This is a genomic window from Streptomyces sp. NPDC002853 (genome assembly GCF_053591915.1).
In genome coordinates, this window is the sequence record NZ_JBSFUS010000018.1 from 125,050 (window position 1) to 143,604 (window position 18,555).

Annotated in this window: 17 protein-coding genes and 2 pseudogenes; 7 read left to right on the forward strand and 12 right to left on the reverse strand. The window is 69.0% G+C overall.

The features are described 5' to 3' along the window. Positions 1-287: 287 nt before the first annotated feature. Complete coding sequence (locus ACWD02_RS38875; RefSeq protein WP_451220339.1) at positions 288-1,058, reverse strand: GntR family transcriptional regulator; 771 nt, start codon at positions 1,056-1,058, stop codon at positions 288-290. Positions 1,059-1,313: 255 nt separating this feature from the next. Between ACWD02_RS38875 and ACWD02_RS38880 the strand changes: the two are divergent. Then, a pseudogene (locus tag ACWD02_RS38880) lies at positions 1,314-1,910 on the forward strand (transposase); the annotation flags it as partial. A 230-nt stretch (positions 1,911-2,140) separates the two neighbouring features. Here ACWD02_RS38880 and ACWD02_RS38885 read toward each other — a convergent pair. Continuing rightward, positions 2,141-2,683, reverse strand: a complete 543-nt coding sequence (locus tag ACWD02_RS38885; protein WP_451220406.1) for an AAA family ATPase — start codon at positions 2,681-2,683, stop codon at positions 2,141-2,143. 721 nt (positions 2,684-3,404) lie between these two features. Between ACWD02_RS38885 and ACWD02_RS38890 the strand changes: the two genes are divergently transcribed. The 4 genes from ACWD02_RS38890 (at position 3,405) to ACWD02_RS38905 (ending at position 6,750) form a co-directional block, all read left to right on the forward strand. Continuing rightward, on the forward strand, positions 3,405-3,701 hold the full coding sequence (locus ACWD02_RS38890) for a GNAT family N-acetyltransferase (protein ID WP_451220409.1): 297 nt from the start codon (positions 3,405-3,407) through the stop codon (positions 3,699-3,701). A 221-nt stretch (positions 3,702-3,922) separates the two neighbouring features. Beyond that, positions 3,923-4,357 (forward strand): hypothetical protein, encoded by a 435-nt coding sequence (locus ACWD02_RS38895; RefSeq protein ID WP_451220342.1) that lies wholly within the window; start codon positions 3,923-3,925, stop codon positions 4,355-4,357. Positions 4,358-4,366: 9 nt separating this feature from the next. Continuing rightward, complete coding sequence (locus ACWD02_RS38900) at positions 4,367-5,818, forward strand: NUDIX domain-containing protein (protein ID WP_451220345.1); 1,452 nt, start codon at positions 4,367-4,369, stop codon at positions 5,816-5,818. 29 nt (positions 5,819-5,847) lie between these two features. Continuing rightward, a complete protein-coding gene (locus ACWD02_RS38905) occupies positions 5,848-6,750 on the forward strand; it encodes a class I SAM-dependent methyltransferase (RefSeq protein ID WP_451220348.1) in 903 nt (300 codons plus the stop codon). On the opposite strand, the gene ACWD02_RS38910 is transcribed toward ACWD02_RS38905, so the two are convergent. The 6 genes from ACWD02_RS38910 to ACWD02_RS38935 all read right to left on the reverse strand — a co-directional run bounded on the left by ACWD02_RS38910 (position 6,743) and on the right by ACWD02_RS38935 (position 12,997). After that, positions 6,743-6,898 (reverse strand): hypothetical protein, encoded by a 156-nt coding sequence (locus tag ACWD02_RS38910; protein WP_451220351.1) that lies wholly within the window; start codon positions 6,896-6,898, stop codon positions 6,743-6,745. The two genes, ACWD02_RS38905 and ACWD02_RS38910, sit on opposite strands and share 8 nt — an antisense overlap. 11 nt (positions 6,899-6,909) lie before the next feature. Then, complete coding sequence (locus ACWD02_RS38915) at positions 6,910-7,176, reverse strand: DoxX family protein (RefSeq protein WP_451220411.1); 267 nt, start codon at positions 7,174-7,176, stop codon at positions 6,910-6,912. An 84-nt stretch (positions 7,177-7,260) separates the two neighbouring features. Then, positions 7,261-9,234, reverse strand: a complete 1,974-nt coding sequence (locus ACWD02_RS38920; RefSeq protein ID WP_451220354.1) for an acetoacetate--CoA ligase — start codon at positions 9,232-9,234, stop codon at positions 7,261-7,263. Beyond that, the gene (mhpA, locus tag ACWD02_RS38925) at positions 9,231-10,847 is read right to left on the reverse strand and encodes a bifunctional 3-(3-hydroxy-phenyl)propionate/3-hydroxycinnamic acid hydroxylase MhpA (protein ID WP_451220357.1); all 1,617 of its coding nucleotides are present in this window, start codon (positions 10,845-10,847) and stop codon (positions 9,231-9,233) included. The genes ACWD02_RS38920 and mhpA overlap by 4 nt, the downstream gene beginning before the upstream one ends. A 19-nt stretch (positions 10,848-10,866) precedes the next feature. Beyond that, the gene (locus ACWD02_RS38930) at positions 10,867-11,805 is read right to left on the reverse strand and encodes a fumarylacetoacetate hydrolase family protein (RefSeq protein WP_451220359.1); all 939 of its coding nucleotides are present in this window, start codon (positions 11,803-11,805) and stop codon (positions 10,867-10,869) included. Positions 11,806-11,842: 37 nt separating this feature from the next. Continuing rightward, positions 11,843-12,997, reverse strand: coding sequence for a VOC family protein (locus ACWD02_RS38935; protein ID WP_451220362.1), 1,155 nt, complete (start codon positions 12,995-12,997; stop codon positions 11,843-11,845). 135 nt (positions 12,998-13,132) lie between these two features. On the opposite strand from ACWD02_RS38935, the gene ACWD02_RS38940 reads away from it, so the two are divergent. Continuing rightward, complete coding sequence (locus ACWD02_RS38940) at positions 13,133-13,768, forward strand: TetR/AcrR family transcriptional regulator (RefSeq protein WP_451220365.1); 636 nt, start codon at positions 13,133-13,135, stop codon at positions 13,766-13,768. Positions 13,769-14,038: 270 nt separating this feature from the next. Here the strand turns inward: ACWD02_RS38940 and ACWD02_RS38945 are convergent, their stop codons facing one another. After that, complete coding sequence (locus tag ACWD02_RS38945) at positions 14,039-14,572, reverse strand: LmeA family phospholipid-binding protein (protein ID WP_451220368.1); 534 nt, start codon at positions 14,570-14,572, stop codon at positions 14,039-14,041. 610 nt (positions 14,573-15,182) lie between these two features. On the opposite strand from ACWD02_RS38945, the gene ACWD02_RS38950 reads away from it, so the two are divergent. Continuing rightward, the gene (locus ACWD02_RS38950; protein WP_451220370.1) at positions 15,183-15,725 is read left to right on the forward strand and encodes a hypothetical protein; all 543 of its coding nucleotides are present in this window, start codon (positions 15,183-15,185) and stop codon (positions 15,723-15,725) included. 569 nt (positions 15,726-16,294) lie between these two features. Here the strand turns inward: ACWD02_RS38950 and ACWD02_RS38955 are convergent. From ACWD02_RS38955 to ACWD02_RS38965, 3 genes and pseudogenes are all read right to left on the reverse strand, one after another. Then, on the reverse strand, positions 16,295-16,948 hold the full coding sequence (locus ACWD02_RS38955) for a M15 family metallopeptidase (protein ID WP_451220373.1): 654 nt from the start codon (positions 16,946-16,948) through the stop codon (positions 16,295-16,297). A gap of 303 nt (positions 16,949-17,251) precedes the next feature. Then, on the reverse strand, positions 17,252-18,043 hold the full coding sequence (locus tag ACWD02_RS38960; RefSeq protein WP_451220376.1) for a hypothetical protein: 792 nt from the start codon (positions 18,041-18,043) through the stop codon (positions 17,252-17,254). A 343-nt stretch (positions 18,044-18,386) separates the two neighbouring features. Continuing rightward, a pseudogene (locus tag ACWD02_RS38965) lies at positions 18,387-18,555 on the reverse strand (DUF2637 domain-containing protein); the annotation flags it as partial.

Here is an 18,555-nt window from a genome sequence, read left to right on the forward strand (position 1 = left end):
GTCTCCCGTAGAGAGGTGAAGGGGTGAGAAGTCACAACGGACCGGCGGGCCGGCGGGTCCGATGGCCCACAAGAGCCGGTGGGCCGGCGGGTCGGCGGGTCGGGTCCGATGGCCCACAAGAGCCGGTGGGCCGGCGGGTCGGCGGGTCGGGTCCGATGGCCCGCAAGGGCCGGTGGTCAGAGCCCACAAGGGCCGGTGGTCAGAGCGCGCGAGGCCGGTGGTCAGAGCGCGCGAGGCCGGTGGTCAGAGCGCGCGAGGCCGGTGGTCAGAGCGCGCGAGGCCGGTGGTCAGAGCGCGCGGTGCAGCGACCCGCTCATGGCGATGCGGTCACCGCGGAAGCGGATGAACTCCAGGTCCACGGGCCGCCCGTCGGACAGCGAGGTGAGACGTTCGAGCATGAGTACGGCGACGCCCCGCGGGGCCTCGAGGACGGCGGCGGAGTGCACGTCGGCGTTGACGGCCTCCAGGGTGATCTCGGCGGTGCCGAGCGGCTGACCGGTCAGGGTCTCGAGCAGCCGGAACACATCGGTGTTCTCCAGGTCGCAGCCGATCAGGCCGGCTCCGATGTCCATCGGGATGTAGGTGAGATCGAGCGAGAGCGGCAGGCCGTTGAGCCGGCGCAGCCGCTCGATGTAGAGCACGTCGGTGTGTTCCACGAGGCCGAGCCGCCGCGCCACGGGTGCGGGCGCGGGGACGGGACCGACCGTACGGACTTCGTTGGTGACGTCGCCGTGTTCGTGCAGGGTCTCGGCGAGGCCCTGCAGCCGGTCCAGGCCGTGCGAATACTTCTCGGACACCACTACGGTGCCGACCCCGGGCTGCCGTTCCAGCAGCCCTTCTGTACGCAGCAGATCCAACGCCTGCCGAACGGTGTTCCGAGAGACGTGGTAATCGATGCCGATCGCGCCCTCCAGCGGCAGGACACCGCTGGGAAAGCCCCCGGTACGCACCTGGTGGCGCAGGAGGTCGGCGAGCTGTCGCGCCTGGTCTGCGCGCAGCCGACGCCGTCGGGCGGCGGCGACCGGCACAGTGTGCTCGCGGATACGTTCGGCTGGCATGCGAGGGACCATACCGACGTGACCCCGGTCGTGGTGTTGCCGGAGTATTGCGCCACTCTCCCCCACACACGCACTGCGTCTGACCTGCGTGTTCGCGCGGCTGTCGGAGAGATCTGCCAGGAAGGGCGATATCTGCCCCCGGTCCTGGCCGGGGCCCGAACTCCCCCAACTGCGACCTGAACGGGGAAACGAGGACCGGGGCGGCGACGCCACCCGGCCGGCGACCTTGCCGTCGCAGATCTGGCGCGGCCGCGCGGGACGCTCCCCCGGTTTAGGGGGCCGCTCCGGGCGCCTTTGGCGGAGCACCATGGGCCATGGCAGACGGTGGAAGAGCGGTTCGCCCGTTGGGAGGCCCCGCGTGGACCCGCCTACTCGAAGGGGCGCGGGTGCGGGACGACTCGGCCGGGGCCGTGGAGTGGGCGGTGTCGGTGGACTTCACGATCGACCGGGCTCATCAGCACGCCGCTGGTGCCCGCAGAAGCGGGCAGGAGCGGGAGCAACAGGAAGATATGTCAATTCGGCAGTTCTTCAGGCGTTCGGCCGGTCCCGCGGAGGGCTGACCACCAAGGTCCAATGCGCGTGCGACACAGCCGGGGCCTGCCGCTGGCCTTCGTCGTCACGCCGGGGAAGGTCAACGACTCCACGGTGTTCGACACTGTACTGAAAAATGCTGAAGGTACCCCGGACGGACGGGTGCCGGGCGTCCGCTCGGCAGGCCGGACGCGATCATCGTCGACGAGGCGTATTCATCGGGCGATCCGCAAAGGCCTACGACGGCCCTCGCAGGTCCGGCCGGAGCGCTCGAGACCACACCGGCGCATCCTCCAGCGCCGCGGAGCCCGAGGCACGCGCAAGTGACCTCAATCGGGAGGCCAGTGCTTCTGCGCTCCAGAGACGACGCGCGTAGCGACACACCGCCTGCCGCACCGCGCCGTGCACCCGACAGCGATCCTGCTGAACTACGCCGCCGCACCAACCGGGCACTGCGCTCGTGCGAAGGCTCCGATACCGGTGATGAGGACTGATAAGGGCACCGCCCGCCGGCACCACTGCTCGTGCTGCGGGCGCTGATCCGAGCCCCCTCAGCGGTCGATGGCCGGTACCTTGTCCAGCCCCGTTTCGCGCAAGATGCGCTTCACGGTGTCGTCCAGGCCGCTATCGGCGTCGATGACGGTCTCGATTCCGCCGGGCAGGAGGTCACGTTCGCGATACCAGTCACGCAGATGCTCGTCGGTGACCTGAGTGAGGTACTCCGGGTCGGGCTTCGTTGCGTGACGAGCCAGCGTCTCGTGGAGCGGCACATCCAGGTAGTAGCACCGCGAGGTGCCGCGGTGCTCGCTCACGAGGTCATCGAGCATCGCGGCGTAACGGTCGGCGTACATGATGCCTTCGACGACCGTGTGGAATCCCGCGTCGAGCGCGTAGCGGGCTGTCGCGCCGATCAGGCCGATGTTGGCCGCGCCGGGCCGGTCTCGCTCACGCAGCACGATGCGGCGCAAATTGTCCTGGCCGACCAGGGCCAGGTTGCGGCCGAACTGCTCGCGTAGGCCACTGGCGATCGATGACTTCCCCGAGGCGCTGTTCCCGCGCAGAACGATCAACCGCGTCTCTTTGCTGCCCACCATCACGGCGGGCACGATATCGATATTCGCTGGCTCTCAGAGCAGGACGCCAGTACCCGAACATCGTCCCGAAATCAGGCCTGCCAGCCCTGCGCGGGCGCTCCCATGCAGCGGGCACTGTCCTGGCCCTGTCCGGTTCGTTAGCGGTCCGCCTGCACACCAGCCATGGCGCGGTTGTCGTCGCCCGTCCGTCGGGGTTTCCTGCGGCGAGATGGCCCGGCGACTGCCACAGGTCGCCAGGCCTCAGTGCGTTCGTCAATCGACTCGTAGTGGGCTTCGATGTGAGCCCGTCGTGAAAGGTCTCAGCTACGGCCAAATCGGGCAGCACCGCCGCCGCAACGGCTGAGAAGCGTTGGCTCACTCGCCCCTGGCTTCGAGGCAGGTCAGGCCATCGCAATCGCGTCAAACTGAGGGGATTGAACGACGAGCATCCTCCCGCCCTCTCACCGTCCAGCGCCCGGCCGTCCCCCACCCGAGATCAGCGCAATGCTTCCCCCATCAGATTCCGACAGAACCACGGGCTACCGACGAGAAGTTGGCGGACGCGGGACGTTGGGCGAAGTTGGCCCGATGCTCGCAGGCTGGATGTCCGCCCTGCGCAGCAGAAGAAGCACGACCCCATCGCCAAGGTGACGATGCATACAACAGGCGCCGCGATGGCCGAGCAACTGGAGGCTCAGCAACTATGCCGTTCGATCCCGAACGCCCCGCGCTTGCAGCAGGGATGAAGCACCGCACCGAACACGGATACATCATCGCAGGTCCAGACGACCACGGGTGCTGCGTGATCCACGAATTGTGGGTCGAGCCTGAGCACCGCGGCAGCGGCGAGGGGCGCTTCCTGGTCGACTGCGTCCGGGCCTGGGCACGGGAGCACAAGCTCCGGCCACTCATCGTCCACTGCTCACCTGGCAACGACGACGGCCGGGGCTTCTACGAGGCCCTCGGGATGCGGGCCGTCGCCATCGTCTTTCAGGACGACTTGGACGACTTCCCCAAGCGCAACTCGTCCCAGCCGTGAAGGGCGGCGAGACTACGCAGTTCTTCCGCCCCGGCCTCGGGCCCGTACGCCATCAAAGGGCGGAGCCCACTGATCTCGCCACACACCGTTCGCGGGCGTGAGGAAGGGGATCACAGCAACACCACGGCTGGCGAACGGCTCACCGCGGAGGTATTTCATCCCCGCGGGGCCGCACAGGTAGACGCATGCCGCCGTGGTCAGGGCAAGGTCAGCGAGCCGGAGTGACCCGTTCCGTCGCCCTCACCCGCGTCGATGACCACCTGGAGTCGCAATCCGCGAAGGTCTGTGAATTCGTTCCCATGCAGTCCGCCACCGGGCACGACGAACAGATCCTGCTGGTCAACGGCACGCCCGAGATCGCTCTGCGCTTCGACGACGGGCTGCCCGCCGAGCCCACTCTCCTGGCCCGCGGCCTGACCGCCGCGAGCCAGGCCCCTCAGGCACCACCCGTCCATCAGGAGGATCGAGATGAGCCCTACCGCTGCAGTTCCTTCCCGCGCCGGTCGCCCCTACGCGGAGACGGGATGGGCATGAACCGCCGCCGCAAGCTCACCGGGCCCCGATCGCAAAATCCCCTCCCTGAGACCGTGGAAGCTGTCCCTCCGAGCCGGCGCCTTGCTTACTCTCCACTCATGTACCTCCTGAACTCGCTGTGAGGAACGCCGTTGTTCAACACGCAGGATGAATGGAATCGCGGCTACGTCGAAGGCCGCCGTTACCGGCCCCTGGACGATGCCGAGCGCACCCTGCTGGCCAGGCAGGCGCCCGCATCCTCAACCGGGCGGGCTCTGGACGTCGGCTGCGGACTGGGCGAACTCGCGTCGCACCTCACCTCCCTTGGCTACACCGTGGACGCGGCGGACTGGTCTGACCACGCTCTCGCTGACGGTGCCGCGGACCACCCCGAGGTGGCCCGGTGGCTGCGGCTCGATATCGAGCACGGCGACTGGGGGCAGCTGCACGAGTCCGGCTACGACCTCATCACGCTCCGGCTCGTGGCCGCCTTCCTGCAAGAGCGAACGCGCGTACTGCGCGACCTGGGCCACCGCCTTCGCCCAGGCGGTGCCCTCATCGTCATCACGCCGCTAGCCGCCGAGACCCCGGCAGAGCGCCGCGGCACCGCGCTCGATGAGGACGAGCTGAGTGAACTGCACGCCGACTGGCCGCACGTGGAACGCGCGGATGCCAACGGCCTGACGTTCCTCGTCCTGCGCCGCTCCCATCCCCTGCCGCCCGCAGGTGCGCCGGTCCCCCAGGAGATGCCAACCGCCGCGGTGCGCGAACACCACCTCGGACTGCGCGAGCGCTACTACGCGCTGGTGGCCTCCGGCCGCAAGAGCGTGGAGGTCCGGGTGAGCACGCCGGCAAAGGCGGGCATCCGCGTCGGTGACACGCTCGTCTTTCACCAGGAAGGCTCCGACCTCGAACTCGACGTCATCGCACGGCACATCACCCGGTACGCGTCCTTCGAGGAGCTGCTGGACGCGGTGGACCCCACGCGAATCGATCCGGACGCCACCCCCGACGACCTGCTGCGCACACTCCGCGCTATCTATCCGCCGGGTAAGGAGGCGCTCGGCGCCCTCGCCTTCGAGTTCGACCACCGTCCTGCCCGGCCAGGACGCCCCATGCCGATGGCTCCCTCGCAGTACGCGCAGATCGTTCCCCATCACACGGTGTACGGCTGCCTGTACATCCGTGACGAACACGACCGGCCGATACAGCTGCGTTCGGTCTACGGCTCGCGGCTCTGGCAGTTTCCCGGCGGCAACCTCGACGAGCAAGGTGAGGACCCGCTTCAGACCGCCCAGCGGGAGGCCATCGAAGAGACCGGTCTCGAACTCGGCCTGGGCGCGCCGAAACTACTCTTGACCCACTTCGTGCACGCCGGGCCGCGCATGCCGCTGAACAAGGTCGGCTTCGTCTTCGACGGAGGCCGGCTGACCGCGGACCAGCTGCGGCACATCCGCCTCGAGCCCGCCGAGCACGACATGTGGGCCTTCCATGAGATGACCGACTGGCGGAAGTTGATGGCGCCCCGCGCCTTCGACCGCCTGCACGCCGTCGAACGAGCCAGGCGCGGTGAGGGGCCCGCCTACCTCACCACGTACAGCTGATCTGCAGCAGCGCCCATCGAGGAGGCGTCGTGTCCGTCGAAGACATCAACACCGCATCCTGGACGATCTACGGCCAGCGTCAGCTCGCACGCGCATGTACCCCACCCGTACCCAGCCAGATGTCCTGGGCATCTTGGAAGGAAGTCGGACCGGGAGATGAAGTCCTCGGCGACATCACGGGGCGCCGTGTCCTGGACATCGGCTCCGGGGCCGGCCATCACGCCGTCCATCTCGTGCAGGCCTACGGCGCTCGTGTCACGGGAATCGAGCTGTCCCCGACTCAGCACGAACGCGCCGTCTCCGCTCACGCGCACGTCCCCGGAGTGGAGTTCGTACAAGGAGATGTGGTCGCGTATCTCGCCGACGCCGAGCCGTTCGACGCCGCGTACGCGATTGGCACGCTGGGGTTTATCGACCCGCACCGTATTTGCCCGGCGCTGCGTGACAGGCTGCGTGCCGGAGCGCCGCTGATCCTCTCGCTCATGCACACCGACCTGGACGGCCGCGGTCCCTCCACCGAGGTGGCACCGCGCGGGCAGATGATCCTGCTGCGCGATGACCCGCCGTTGCCGACTCAGATGTGGGTCCTGGCACCGCAGCTGTGGGAGGACCTGCTCACCGAGTACGGCTTCCGCATCGAGGCCATCGACCTACTGCACCACCCGAACAAAAACGCCCTGGTCATCCAGCAGCTCATCCGGGCCCGCCGCCGGCCCGACCGGTCGGCACGGGTGTCCAGCCGCCCCCGCAGCACCAGACCGCCGGCGGCGCACGCGGCCGTCGGTGTCGGAGCCATCCTCCTCGGCGAGCAAGGAGTCCTGCTCGGCCGCCATCGTCGCGGCACCCTCGAACTGCCCGGTGTTCATTGGGCAAGTCGGTTGTCGGAATCACGGTTGTCGGCTTCTGTTGGGCTCCGAGACGAGTTCAGCTGAACGCGAGTTGGCGGAAGGTGTTGCGGACGCCGGTCAGCGGCTGGCGGTCGCGGGTGCCGTTGAGTTTCTGCCGCGGCAATTCCGCGAGCAGTCGGCGGGAGACCCGTGAATCCTCAGGCGTCCACGGGCCCCATGCAAGACGGCGCACGTTGCGGGCCGTCAGCCGGTACCGAGCGCCACCCCGGCGTACGCCACCACCGTCAGGGCCAGGACAGTGGCCGGCAGGGCCCGCACGGGCGGGTCGCCGTGGCGCAGGTGGGCCAGTGCGGCCGCGGTCATCAGCAGTGCCAGCCCGATTGCGGCGGCCACCCCGAGTGGGGCGGAAGCCAGTCCGAGTACCAGTCCGACGGCTCCAGCCACTTCCAGGGTGCCGACGACGCGGTAGAGACCCGGCGACATGCCGAGGTGTGCTGCCGCCTGGCGCATGAACGGCACTGCGGCGATCCTTTGCCGCTCCCCATGGCAGGAAGACCAGGGTGAGGACGATGGCGAGGGTGATCTGTGCGGTTGTCACGTCGACCGGCCCCGGCGTTCGGCGCCCAGGCGGGCGAAGTAATCGATGAGGACCGGGGCGTCCACGACTGCGGGGTTGACGACCTGCTCGACCGGGGCGCCCTGGAGGAGGCGTTTGACGGGGACTTCGAGTTTCTTGCCGGTGCGGGTGTGCGGGATGCCGGGGACTGCGAGGATCTCGTCGGGGACGTGGCGGGGTGAGGCCCCGGTCCGGATCGCCTCCTTGATCTTCTCGCGGAGCGGGTCGTCCAGGGTCGCGCCGGCGGCGAGGACCACGAACAGCGGCATCCAGTAGCCGCCGTCGGGTTCCTCCGCGCCGATGACGAGGGCCTCGGTGATCTCGGGGAGCCGCTCGACGACGTCGTGGATGTCGGCGCTGCCCAGGCGTACGCCGTTGCGGTTCAAGGTGCTGTCGGACCGGCCGTGGACGATCACTGAGCCGTGTCCCGTGACTGTGATCCAGTCGCCGTGCCGCCACACGCCGGGGTGGGAGGAGAAGTACGCGTCGTGATAGCGGGTGCCGTCGGGGTCGTTCCAGAAGTACAGCGGCATGGACGGCATCGGGCGGGTGACGACCAGCTCCCCGACCTGGTCCACGATCGGGACGCCCTCGGCGTCGTACGCGGCCAGGGCCACGCCGAGGTGGGGTGCGGACAACTCCCCTGCCCAGACCGGTGTGTTGGGGGCGCTGCCGGCGAATCCGGAGACGACGTCCGTGCCGCCGCTGATGGATGCGAGCAGGACGTGGTCGCCAACGTGGTGGCGGACCCAGGGGTAGGCGGAGGCCGGCAGTGCGGAGCCGGTGCAGCCGACGACGCGGATCGACGACAGGTCGTGCGCGGAGGGGTCGATGCCGTACTTGGCCATGCCCAGCAGGTACTGGGGGCTGGTGCCGAAGACGGTCACCCGGTGGCGCGCCGCCAGCTCCCACAGGACGTCGAGCTTGGCGAAGGGCGCCGGGCTGCCGTCGTAGGTGCAGGTCGTGGCGCCGGTGAGCAGCGTGGAGGCGACCAGGTTCCACATCATCCAATGGGTGGTGGTGTACCAGAGCAGCCGGTCGCCTGGGCCGAGGTCGGAGTGCAGGCCGAGGGTCTTGAGATGTTCGAGCAGGACGCCGCCGTGGCCGTGAACGATGCCCTTGGGCAGGCCGGTGGTGCCCGAGGAGAAGACGACCCACAGGGGGTGGTCGAACGGCACCGGTGTGCAGGTGAGTTCCTCGGTGCGGGTGGAGGCGTCCTCCCACGGCACCACCAGCGACGGGCACGCCTGTGGCGGCCACGGCAGGCCCGCGTGGTCCACGAGCACGGTGGCCTTCAATGTCGGCAGCCCGCCGGCGAGTTCGAGGGTGGCGTCGCGGCGGTCGTGGGTGGTGCCGTTGAAGAGGTAGCCGTCGGCGGAGATCAGGACGGTGGGTTCGAGCTGGGCGAAGCGGTCGGCGGCGGCCTTGGGGGCGTAGTCCTGCCCGCAGAGCGACCACACGGCGCCCAGGCTCGCGGCGGCGAGGAAAGCGACGATCGCGTGCGGGGTGTTGGGCAGGTAGCCGACGACTCGGTCCCCCTTGCCGACTCCCAGGTCGCGGAGGGTGGCGGCGACGGAGGCGACCTGGGCGCGCAGCCGGTTGCCGGTCACCTCGTGGCTGGAGCCGGTCTCGTCGAGGGCGATGATCGCCGCGGTGTCGTCGGTTAGGTTGCGCAGGGCGTGGTGGGTGTAGTTGAGGGTGGCCCCGGGGAACCAGCGGGTACCCGGCATCCGCTCCTCGGCCAGTACCTGCTCGTACGGGGTGTCCGCGTCGATGTCGAAGTACTCCCACACCGCGCCCCAGAAGCCTTCCAGGTCGGTGACCGACCAGTGGTGTAGGGCGTCGTAGTCGCTGCCGTCCACGCCGGCGTGGCGGGCGAAGTCCATGATGCGGCTATCGGCGACGGCCTGCGGATCGGGCGTCGTGAAGGGTTCCGGGTACGGCCTGATCATCGTGTGGCGCTCCTCAGCAGGCTTTTCTCGACGGTCCGTGGGGAAAGGTGGGGGCCGCGCATGGTGTGCAGGCGAGACGCCCAGGCGGCGGTGTCCGTGAAGTCGTGCCTTCCGGCTGGGACGATGTCCATGACGACGCGGTCGGGGCGCAGCAGGACGGCGTCCGCCCGTCCGGCGCGCAGCCAGGCGGCGAGCGTGCCGTCGTCACGTAGGTCGGTCACGGGGATCGCCGGGACGCCGAGCCCGCGGGCGAGGGCGCGCAGCGAGGGCCAGGGATCGGCGGCGGTCAGGACAGTGAAGGTGTCGCCGAGCAGTTCGTCGAGGCGGCTGCGTCGGACCCCGAGTCCCACCCATGGTTGGGGGCAGTGGGTTCCCACAAGACCCTTGCGGGTGCGGCGCCGCACGAGGGGCCCGGCGGTCAGGGATGGGCTGAGGTCGCGGCCGGCCGCCGCGGTGAGGCCGGGTATGCGGCAGGCTGCGGCCAGGAGCGTGCGGCGCATTGCGGCGGTGCCGTCCTGGCCGCCGGTCATGGCCCACCCCATGGCGACGGCGAGCCGGATGACATGCCGTGCGTGCGGCTTGCGCTCGCCCTCGTAGGTGTCCAGCAGCCGCTCGTCGCCGCCCTGCTCAAGGACTCGGGCTAGCTTCCAGGTGAGGTTGTAGGCGTCCCGCAGGCCCGAGCAGAGTCCCTGCCCGATGAACGGCGGGGTGAGGTGGGCGGCGTCGCCGAGGAGGAAGACCCGTCCGCTGCGCCACCGGTCGGCCACCCGCGCCCGGAAGGTGTACTGCGTCTCCCGTACGACTTCGAAGTCCCCGTCGTACGAGGCCGGCAACCACGGAGCGATCAGGTCGCGGACCGGGTCCTGCTCGTCTTGCAGCCGGAACTCCCAGCGGTAGCGGTCCTCACCGACGCGCATGAACGTCGCCGGCCGGTGCGGGTCGCAGACCTGGTCGACACCTTCCCAGCAGCGGACGTCGGCCTTCGTGCGGACATCGATGACGGTCCAGCGTTCCTCGAAGCGCAGGTCCTCCCATTCGGCGCCGATGGCGTCGCGGGTGAGGCTGCCCGCACCGTCGCAGCCGAGGACCGCCTCGGCCCACAAATGATGCTCACCGTCGTCGTCGCGGTAGGTCACGCGCACGGGGCCGGCCAGGTCCGGGCCGACGCCCGTGACCTCGACACCGCCCCGCAGCTCGCACTCCGGGCGGCGGGCCAGGGCGTCGCGCAGCAGTCGCTCCAGCTCGGGCTGGTCGAACATGCTGGTCTGCGGGTAGCCGTGATGGCCGTGCTCGGAGCGCCGGAACTCGGCCATGACCCGGTGCCGGGCGTCCAGCAGCCGAAGGCCGTTCGCGGGGCGGGCGATCGCGGCGAACTCCTCGCCTACGCCCGCGGCCTGAAGGATGCGGCGCACCTCATCGTCGGTGGCGACGGCGCGCGGCAGCGGGTAGACGTCCTGGTGGCGTTCCAGGACGACGGTGCGAATACCGCGCCGGGCAAGGAGGAGGGCGGCGGTCACGCCCACCGGCCCGGCGCCGATGATCACGACGGGTGCGGGGTCTGTCTGTGCCGGCCCGGGCGCGGTGTCCCGGGGTCCGGCCTGGTCGGCGGTCATGTGCGGCTCACCTCGGGTCCTACTTCGCGTCCGTGACGGGCGTGCACTGCTCGCCGAGGTCGATCCGCCCGTCCGCGGTCGAGATCGTCGCCGTGATCACGTCACCCGCATGCAGGTAGTGCGGGTTACGGGCCTGGCTCTTGAAGAACGCCTTCCACTTCACTGCGGGCGGCAGCAGCGCACCGATCTTCTCGACCGCCTTGGGCGGGGCCTTGAGGGCCGTGCCACCGGGGGTCCCGGTGAGCAGCAGGTCTCCGGGGCCGAGGGTCTGGAAGCGGGCCAGCAAGGTCAGCGCCTGTGCCGGGCGGACGATCATGTCGGCAAGGGTGCGGTCCTGACGCAGCTCGCCGTTGACCGACAGCTTCAGCCGCAGATCCAGGAGATGGGCGAAGTCCTCGGGCTCCAGCAGCGCCAGGTAGGGGCCGGTCGGCGTGAAGGTCGGGTACGACTTGCTCTCGTAGAACTGCGTCTTGGTCAGCTGCACGTCACGGGCGCTGACGTCGTTCGTGATCACCAGCCCGGCGACGTACGAGGGCAGGTCACGCTCCTCCACAACGGTGGCGACGGGCAGGGGTGTGCCCATGACGATCCCGAGTTCGATCTCGTAGTCGAGGAACTTCACGTGCGACGGCCGGACGACGGCCTCGACGGGGCCGCTCACCGAGCCGGACGCCTTACGGAAGAAGGCGGGCGGGATGTCGCCGGTGAAGCCCGAGTCGCGGGCGTGGCTGCGGTAGTTGACCATCTGGGCGACCACCCGGCAGGGGGTGGTGATCGGCGAGAGGGCGACCAGGTCGGCGACAGGCGTGCCCGCCTCATCGCAGACGGCGGCCTCGCGCGCGGCCGCCCGGTCGGCGATCAGCTCGGCGGTGGTGACGGCCTTGGTGTCGACGGGGACGGCTCGGTCGCCGCGAAGAACCCACCAGCCGTCGGCGGTGCGCAGGACGTTTGTGCTCATGTCAGTGCCTTTGTGAGGGGGTTGGGCGTGCGGGGGTTCAGGACTTGGCGGCTTTGAGCAGGCCCAGCAGGCGTGCTGGGTCCATCTCGTTGTCGCCTCGCAGGGCTTCGATGACGTCGCGGACTCGCTGTGGGGAGGGGCTGGCGCCGAGGAAGTCGCGGGTGGCAGGAGGTCCCCACTGGGCGAGGCCGGTGGTCGACATGGGTGCCCAGCCGGGCTCCAGGTCGCAGGAGAACAGGTCGCCGTCGGCGAAGTGCTCCAGCATGAAGTGGTCGGGGTCGCGCCAGTAGTCGAAGAGCTGACTGCCCTGGATGTGCCGGCCGATGCCCCAGCTGCGCTTGTAGCCACGCTCGGCCAGGTACTCGCCACCGGCGGCGATCGAGTCGAGGTCGGTCACCTGGTAGGCGGAGTGGACGTAGCCGTTGCCCGGGCCCAGATGCATGGCCAACGTGTGGTGGTCAACGGCCCGGCTGCCCTGGTCACAGCGGATGAACGCCATCGTCGGGCCACGGCCACGTTGGCCGTCCAGGAACAGGAAGTCAGACACGATCATCCCGAGGGTGTCCAGGTACCAGTCCAGGGCGCGCCCGAACACCCTTGTCTCCAGGACCACATGGCCCAGACGCTGGATGCGGGAGGGTTCACGCGGCGGGCGCTGGGTGACATTCATGCGACGGTGATCGGTGCCGAAGTTGAGCAGCCGCGGCTGCTGCTCGGGCAGCGCCGGCAGTTCCTCCCCGCAGTGCACGACCCGGACCGGGAAGCCGGAGGGGTCGAGCAGGTCGACCACCTTGCCGCCGCCGGGCACGTCCGCGTTCCGTACGGACGTGCCCGTGGCGCGGGCCAGCCGGTCCAGGTCGGCCCGCTCCCCGGCGCGGAACGCCGGGCCGATGAAACGGGAGGTCCGGCCGCGCCGGATCACCATGCACGGCGAGCCGGCGAAGGTGCCCCGCAGCCACAGCTCGCTCTCGCTCCGGGCGGCGACACCGAAGCCGAAGTCCCGGGCGAAGACCTCGGCCCGGTCCAGATCAGGCTTCTCGAACTCCAGCCAGGCCAGGTCGGCCGCCTTGATCACGGGGCTTCGGGCCCGCCCGGGATGTTCTCCGCGCAGGGCGCCCTGCGCGCTGTGGAGGTCTTGATGGGCCGTCCTGACGTCCGGGACGCCGGCTGCATTGACGCGGGCTTCGGACATGGTGTCCTCCAAGCAACATTGCCTTAATGAGGAAATCATCAACTGTGACAGTTTCCTCGTCAAGGTATTCGCTGCAGGAAATGATGGATTCATCAGGACTGCGATGATCATCGCCCCCGCGGCTAGACTCTGGGCATGCCTACGTCAGCCCCGCCCAGCAACCGATTCGAGCGGCGTCGCGCCGAGACCCGCAGGGCTCTCGTCCGCGCGGCCCGCCAGATACTCGCCGAGAACGGCGACACCGGCGCAAGCATCCAGGCGATCGCCGAGCGCGCCGACGTGGGCTTCGGCTCCTTCTACAACCACTTCGAGTCGAAGACAGAGCTGTTCCAGGCCGCGGTGGAGGACGCGCTGGAGGAGTTCGGCCAGACCTTCGACGAGCGCCTGGCCGGGATCGACGACCCGGCCGAGCTCGTCGCGACGGGCTTCCGGCTCAGCGCTCGCATGGCCGAGTCGCACCCGGAGCTGATGCAGGTGCTGCGCCGCCGGGGCCTGGGTCACATCCACTCGGACAACGGCCTGACCCGGCGGGCACGGCGGGACGTCGAGGTGGGCATGGCCTCCGGCCGCTTCACCGCCGTCGACCCGACGATCGTCCTGTCGGCACTGGGTGGAACCCTGCTGTCCCTGGTGGAGCTGAGATTCGCCCGCCCCGATGTGGGCGGCGACGACGCTGCGGTGAACCTCGCCGAGATGGTGCTGCGCATGCTGGGCGTCCCGCCAGACGACGCCCACGAGGTCGCCCGGCGTCCACTCCCTGACCTCGCCTGACCGGCCACCGACGCCCCCTCTCCTTACGCGGCGGACGACGAGCCCGGACGCAGGGTGACCGAGCCGCCGGTGAAGTGGGCCTCGATCCCGTTCCCCGCGGTGGTGACCGAGCGCAGGTGCAGCCTTCGGGAATGTTCTCCAGCGGGACGGGCTCTTCCAGGGCCTCGTCGAGCAGCGCTATCCAGGGCGGGATCAGCCCGCCCTGGACCGCGCGGACGTCCGTGAAGGCGATGCGGTTGCCCTTCGCCGCGGAGACGGCCGCACTCACGGTCACGTCGCCGGCGATCGGCAGACTGACCGTCGTGCTGATCCGGCCCGGCTTGTCACCTCCCAACACGCCCACGCCGAGCGCGGCCGACACGTCCTCGTAGGGAATGCGGTCGCACCGACGCTGCGGGCATGTGCCTCGTCGGCCCTGCCCGAGGTCTTCAGACCGTCGAGGCCGACCGTCAGCTTCGTCACCGGCAGGGGCCGTGCCGAGCCGTCGGCAGGTACGTCGCGGGCAGTGAGGTCGACGTGGCTCTGACTGCCCTCGGCCAGCTGGGTCAGCACGGGGAAGCCACTGATGTGCGCCGAAGGCCGCTCAGCGGTTCGCATGCCGTCCTGGAACGCCTGGGCCGTACGGCTCTCAGCACGGGCCGCGGCGACCCGGTCGACCACGACGGCACCGATCAGCAACGACACGAGGGACACTGCCGCGATGATCCGGCGCCGCCTCCCCAGGGCCGGCGGGCTCGCGTACACGGAGGCGCCGCTGCAGTAGGGCTCGCCGACGAGTTGGTCATCGGGCTGGGACTGGCCCATCGACCACTCCCCCGCACACTTCACGCCCTTCACCCACGGCACACCGACGGCAACGGTGACGGCCGGGCTGGCATGACTCCTCGTGAAGGCTCGAGTCTGTGGCGCCACTGCGACTTCCGGCTCCTTTGAAACAGCCAGGCCAGCGACGTGCTGGGCCCCCCGCTCAGCTCGGTCGCCTTCCCCCTGGTCGCGGTGGTGAACCTGCACGGCACGACGTGGGAGGCAGCCATGCAGAAGACGCCGACACTGCTGGACTGCCCGCCGGCGCCAGGTGTGAACGCGTCCACCGACGGCCCTGAAGATGACCACGAGCCTCATCTGCGCGGCAGCGATGAGATACATCCCGCTCGCCGCCTCCAACAGCAGTCTGACGTTGTCGCAGCTGCCGAGCCGCAGATCCGGCATGCCCGAAGACAACAGGCCAGCCGAGTGCGGGCCTTACCCAATGCCGACGCACGCCGCCGCGAAACCGGGTCAGCCGACACGGGCCCAAGTCCAGGTCAGGCGCCCGCACTTCCACCCATTCGTGTATAGCACGGCCATACCGCCTTCACAGAAGGCGCGAGCGGCGCATGCTGCTGCCCTCATCAACCAGTCCCAGGGGGGAACCATGAGTCAGCCGCAGCAACCGCCCGAGTGGGGCGCACAGACCCAGCAGTCGCCCCAGCCACAACCCCCGAAGAAGTCCAAGACCGGAAAGATGTTGGGTTTCGGATGCCTCGGCGTAGTCGCGCTCTTCGTCGTGATCGCCGCCATCGGGGCAGCCACCGGAGGCGACTCCAAGGACTCGACCGGCAGCGACAAGGCCGCGACGACCAACGACAAGCCCAAGTCCGGTGACGTGAAAAGGGATTCGGGAGCCGAAGACAAAGGAAGTCAGGCAGACCAGTTCAAGGCATGCGTCGCCAAGGGCGGCAGCGCGGAGGAGAAGGCCGCTGCCAAGCACGTCACCAAGGTCACCGGTGCGGACAAGAACAATGATGTCCTCGACTCAGCCGAGGTCTTCACCGACTTCACCGGCGGGATCGTAGGTCCGCACGCATCGGACGGAAAGCTCATTGCCAGTGCGTTCGGCTCCTGCTACGACTCGGAGAACGGTCTGGTGACCGTCTACGACAAGAGCGGCGAGATCCTGTCGAACGGAAAATACTGACCGATCCACGCTGAACCGGCCCGGCCCCTCCCGTGAGCGGCCGGGCCCGTCGTGATCACGGTGACAGCTGTTCCTCTTTGTTGTCGTGGTCTGGATGATCGGGTCACATCTGGTCGGCCCGGGTTGTCGGCGACGTGAACTCCTGTCGGCATGAGGTCTCTCACGATGTACGACGGTGGAGGAGGTGGCCTGCGGGGGCCAGCTGCCGAAGCCGATGGGGATAGCGGCAGGATGCGTACCGTGCCGAATGAATCTTCAGGACCGCGCCGCCCACCCTTGTTGTGGGCACAGCACTGCTGCCTGCCGTTGGAGCGGCGCGCGGATGTAGGCGAACTGGCCCGCTATAGCCGACCCACGGGGATACCCCCACGAAGCCGTCGCCGCGATTCTGGGCGGCAACTTCCGCCGCGTCGCCTCGCTGGTGTGGCAGTAGTTCGAACCGCAACCTTGCTCGGGCTGGCCCGCCGCACCTCACATGACGTGAGAGACGACGTGCCTGCCCCGTCGGCCAATCTGCGCCGCCGTTTGCGCAGGGAGTGTCATGGACCGAGTATCACTGTCAGCTCACGTCAACTGAGTTCCCGCGGCCCGTACATCGCGCTGTCGGCATCGGTGGCAAGGGCCCAGTAGCGGTCGCCGTAGGACCAATGCCACCACTCGGTGGGGTAGTTCACCAGACCCGCAGCGGTCAGCGCGTCACTGAGCACCCGCCGGTTGGCCCGCGCTTCGGAGCCGACGTTATCTGCGTCGGTGTAACAAGCGCCCTCACTCTCTTCCGGGCTGGCATTCACGCGGGTTCCCATGTCGAGTTCCCTCCCGTCGGCGGAGACGAGCGTGACGTCAACTGCGGCGCCAGCGCTGTGAGGTGCGATCTCCGGTGGCGACACATACCGGCTCGCGGCGTCGCGAACCTGCGCCGGCGACCAGCCCGGATTGCCGGTCTGTAGTGCGTCGGCGTAGCGCTCGAAGTAGTCGCGCTGCAGCGCAGGCGGCCGGTACCCCTCGATGAACAGCAGCCGAACACCATCCGGGAGCAGCTCCTGAGCCTTGAGGAGACGAGTCAGGACCCCTTCTCGCAGATGCGCGAACGCCCCTGAATGATCGACCTTACGAGAGTCGACGGCGAGGGACCCCTCGAGCCGGACGTCGACGAGCGGTTCGCCGCAGTCCACCACCGGGATCGCCGCGATCTTTGGATCTGACATCAGTACGATCTTGTTCATACGCTGATCATTGCCGATCACCTTCGCGAGGTGGCAGGGCGCCCCTGCGGCCCGGACGGCACATCCTCGGCGTCGCCTGCTGTGCAACGGCGGGAAACGAGTGCCTCGAGTAGGGGCGGATATCGCCGCTGCCGTAAAGGCCGCTGTGCAGATGCTCTCGTCGCCGCCCAGGCGCAGTGCAGGCAGGCCCAGCACCTCGCGCAGTAGGTCGACGCATGGCGGCGGATCTCGTTGCCGGCCCTTCGATGTGGGCGGTAAGCCGCCCTCGACCCGGCGGTGTCGCAGCGCCCCGGACTCCGCGAGTCAGCCGACGGCCGATGACCAGTCGACGACCGCCGGGGTGATGGCCCGGCGACGGCGACGGAAGTCAGCGATCCGTTCGGCCATCCACTCACGGGTGAGCGGCTTGTTGTGAAGTCCCTTGATGCCGCGCCCGTCGACCTCTTGAAGCAGCGCCGCCATGTCGGGTTCCGTGCCTGTCGCGTCGTGCATTTCGGTCCACACGGCGTAGGCCCGGAACTCGAGCTGGTAGCGGCCGACCGCGTTGGCTTTCACGGGTTGGCCATGCGGGTTGGTGATGCCTAGGTCGGCGAGATGCGCAGCCAGCTCTTCACGGTTGGGGTCACGCCCGTGGGTGTGGAAGAACGACTCGTATCCGAGGTAGTAGCGATCCACGGCGGTCGGCTGTACGGCGTCGTTCGGGGCAGGCCTGCGCGGAGTTGGCTCGCCGTTCTGGGAGGGCTCGCACTGTTCGGCCGGCACGCTGGGTGGAATGGGGGTGTGTTGCTCATCTTGGGTACCGAGCGGGTCGGGTGCCGCCGAGGCTCCCTCCAGGGTTTCGCCGAAGGCCGTTGCCTCAGGCCCTTCCAGCTCCAGGTCTGCGAAGTTGACGCCAAGGTCCTGCTGGTAGCGCTGCCGCAGTCCGGGAAGAACAGGTTCGATCGTCTGCTCGCTCAACGGGCCGCCATTGCGGCCGACCACGCCATACAAGTTCATCAGAAAGAGGCCGAACTGATGGGCGTTGGGGTAATGGTCGAGCTCGGCGACATAGGCATGGAACGCGGCGTAGCACTCCTCCTCATCAAGCTCCCCCACCGATGCCTTTTCTGCCCCGCGCTAAACCCGGGGCACACAATTGGCAGCTTCCTCGTTCCCCCACGACGACGGGCATCACCAGTGGGGTGCCCGTCCGTCTGGGCCGTTGCTGATGTGTCCGCGCCCGCTTTGAACTCGTCGTTCGAGGCCTCGCGTTGTGCACGGCGGGCTCGGGGGCTGGGAACACTGTGCGGCTCTTCGAGCGCAAGGGTCTCGTCGCTGCCATCGGCCTCTGGCAGTTTTGTCGGAACCTCACTCAGGCTCATCCGCGAACGCGTATCCGAGTCAAGAATTGTGTCCTCGTGCTCCCCCGACGCAACGTCGATCTGCTCGTCCGCCAGCCGCGGCCGCATCGGAAGCAGCGCGGGTTCGATGCCGGCGGCCGCGAGGCCCGCGGGGGCGGTCTCGGCGAGGGGTACGCCGAAGCGGGCGAGGCGCAGCGGCATCAGTGACTCGACGGGGGCCTTGCGGCGCCAGGAGCGGCCGAAGCGGGCCTGGAGGCGGGCCTGGTA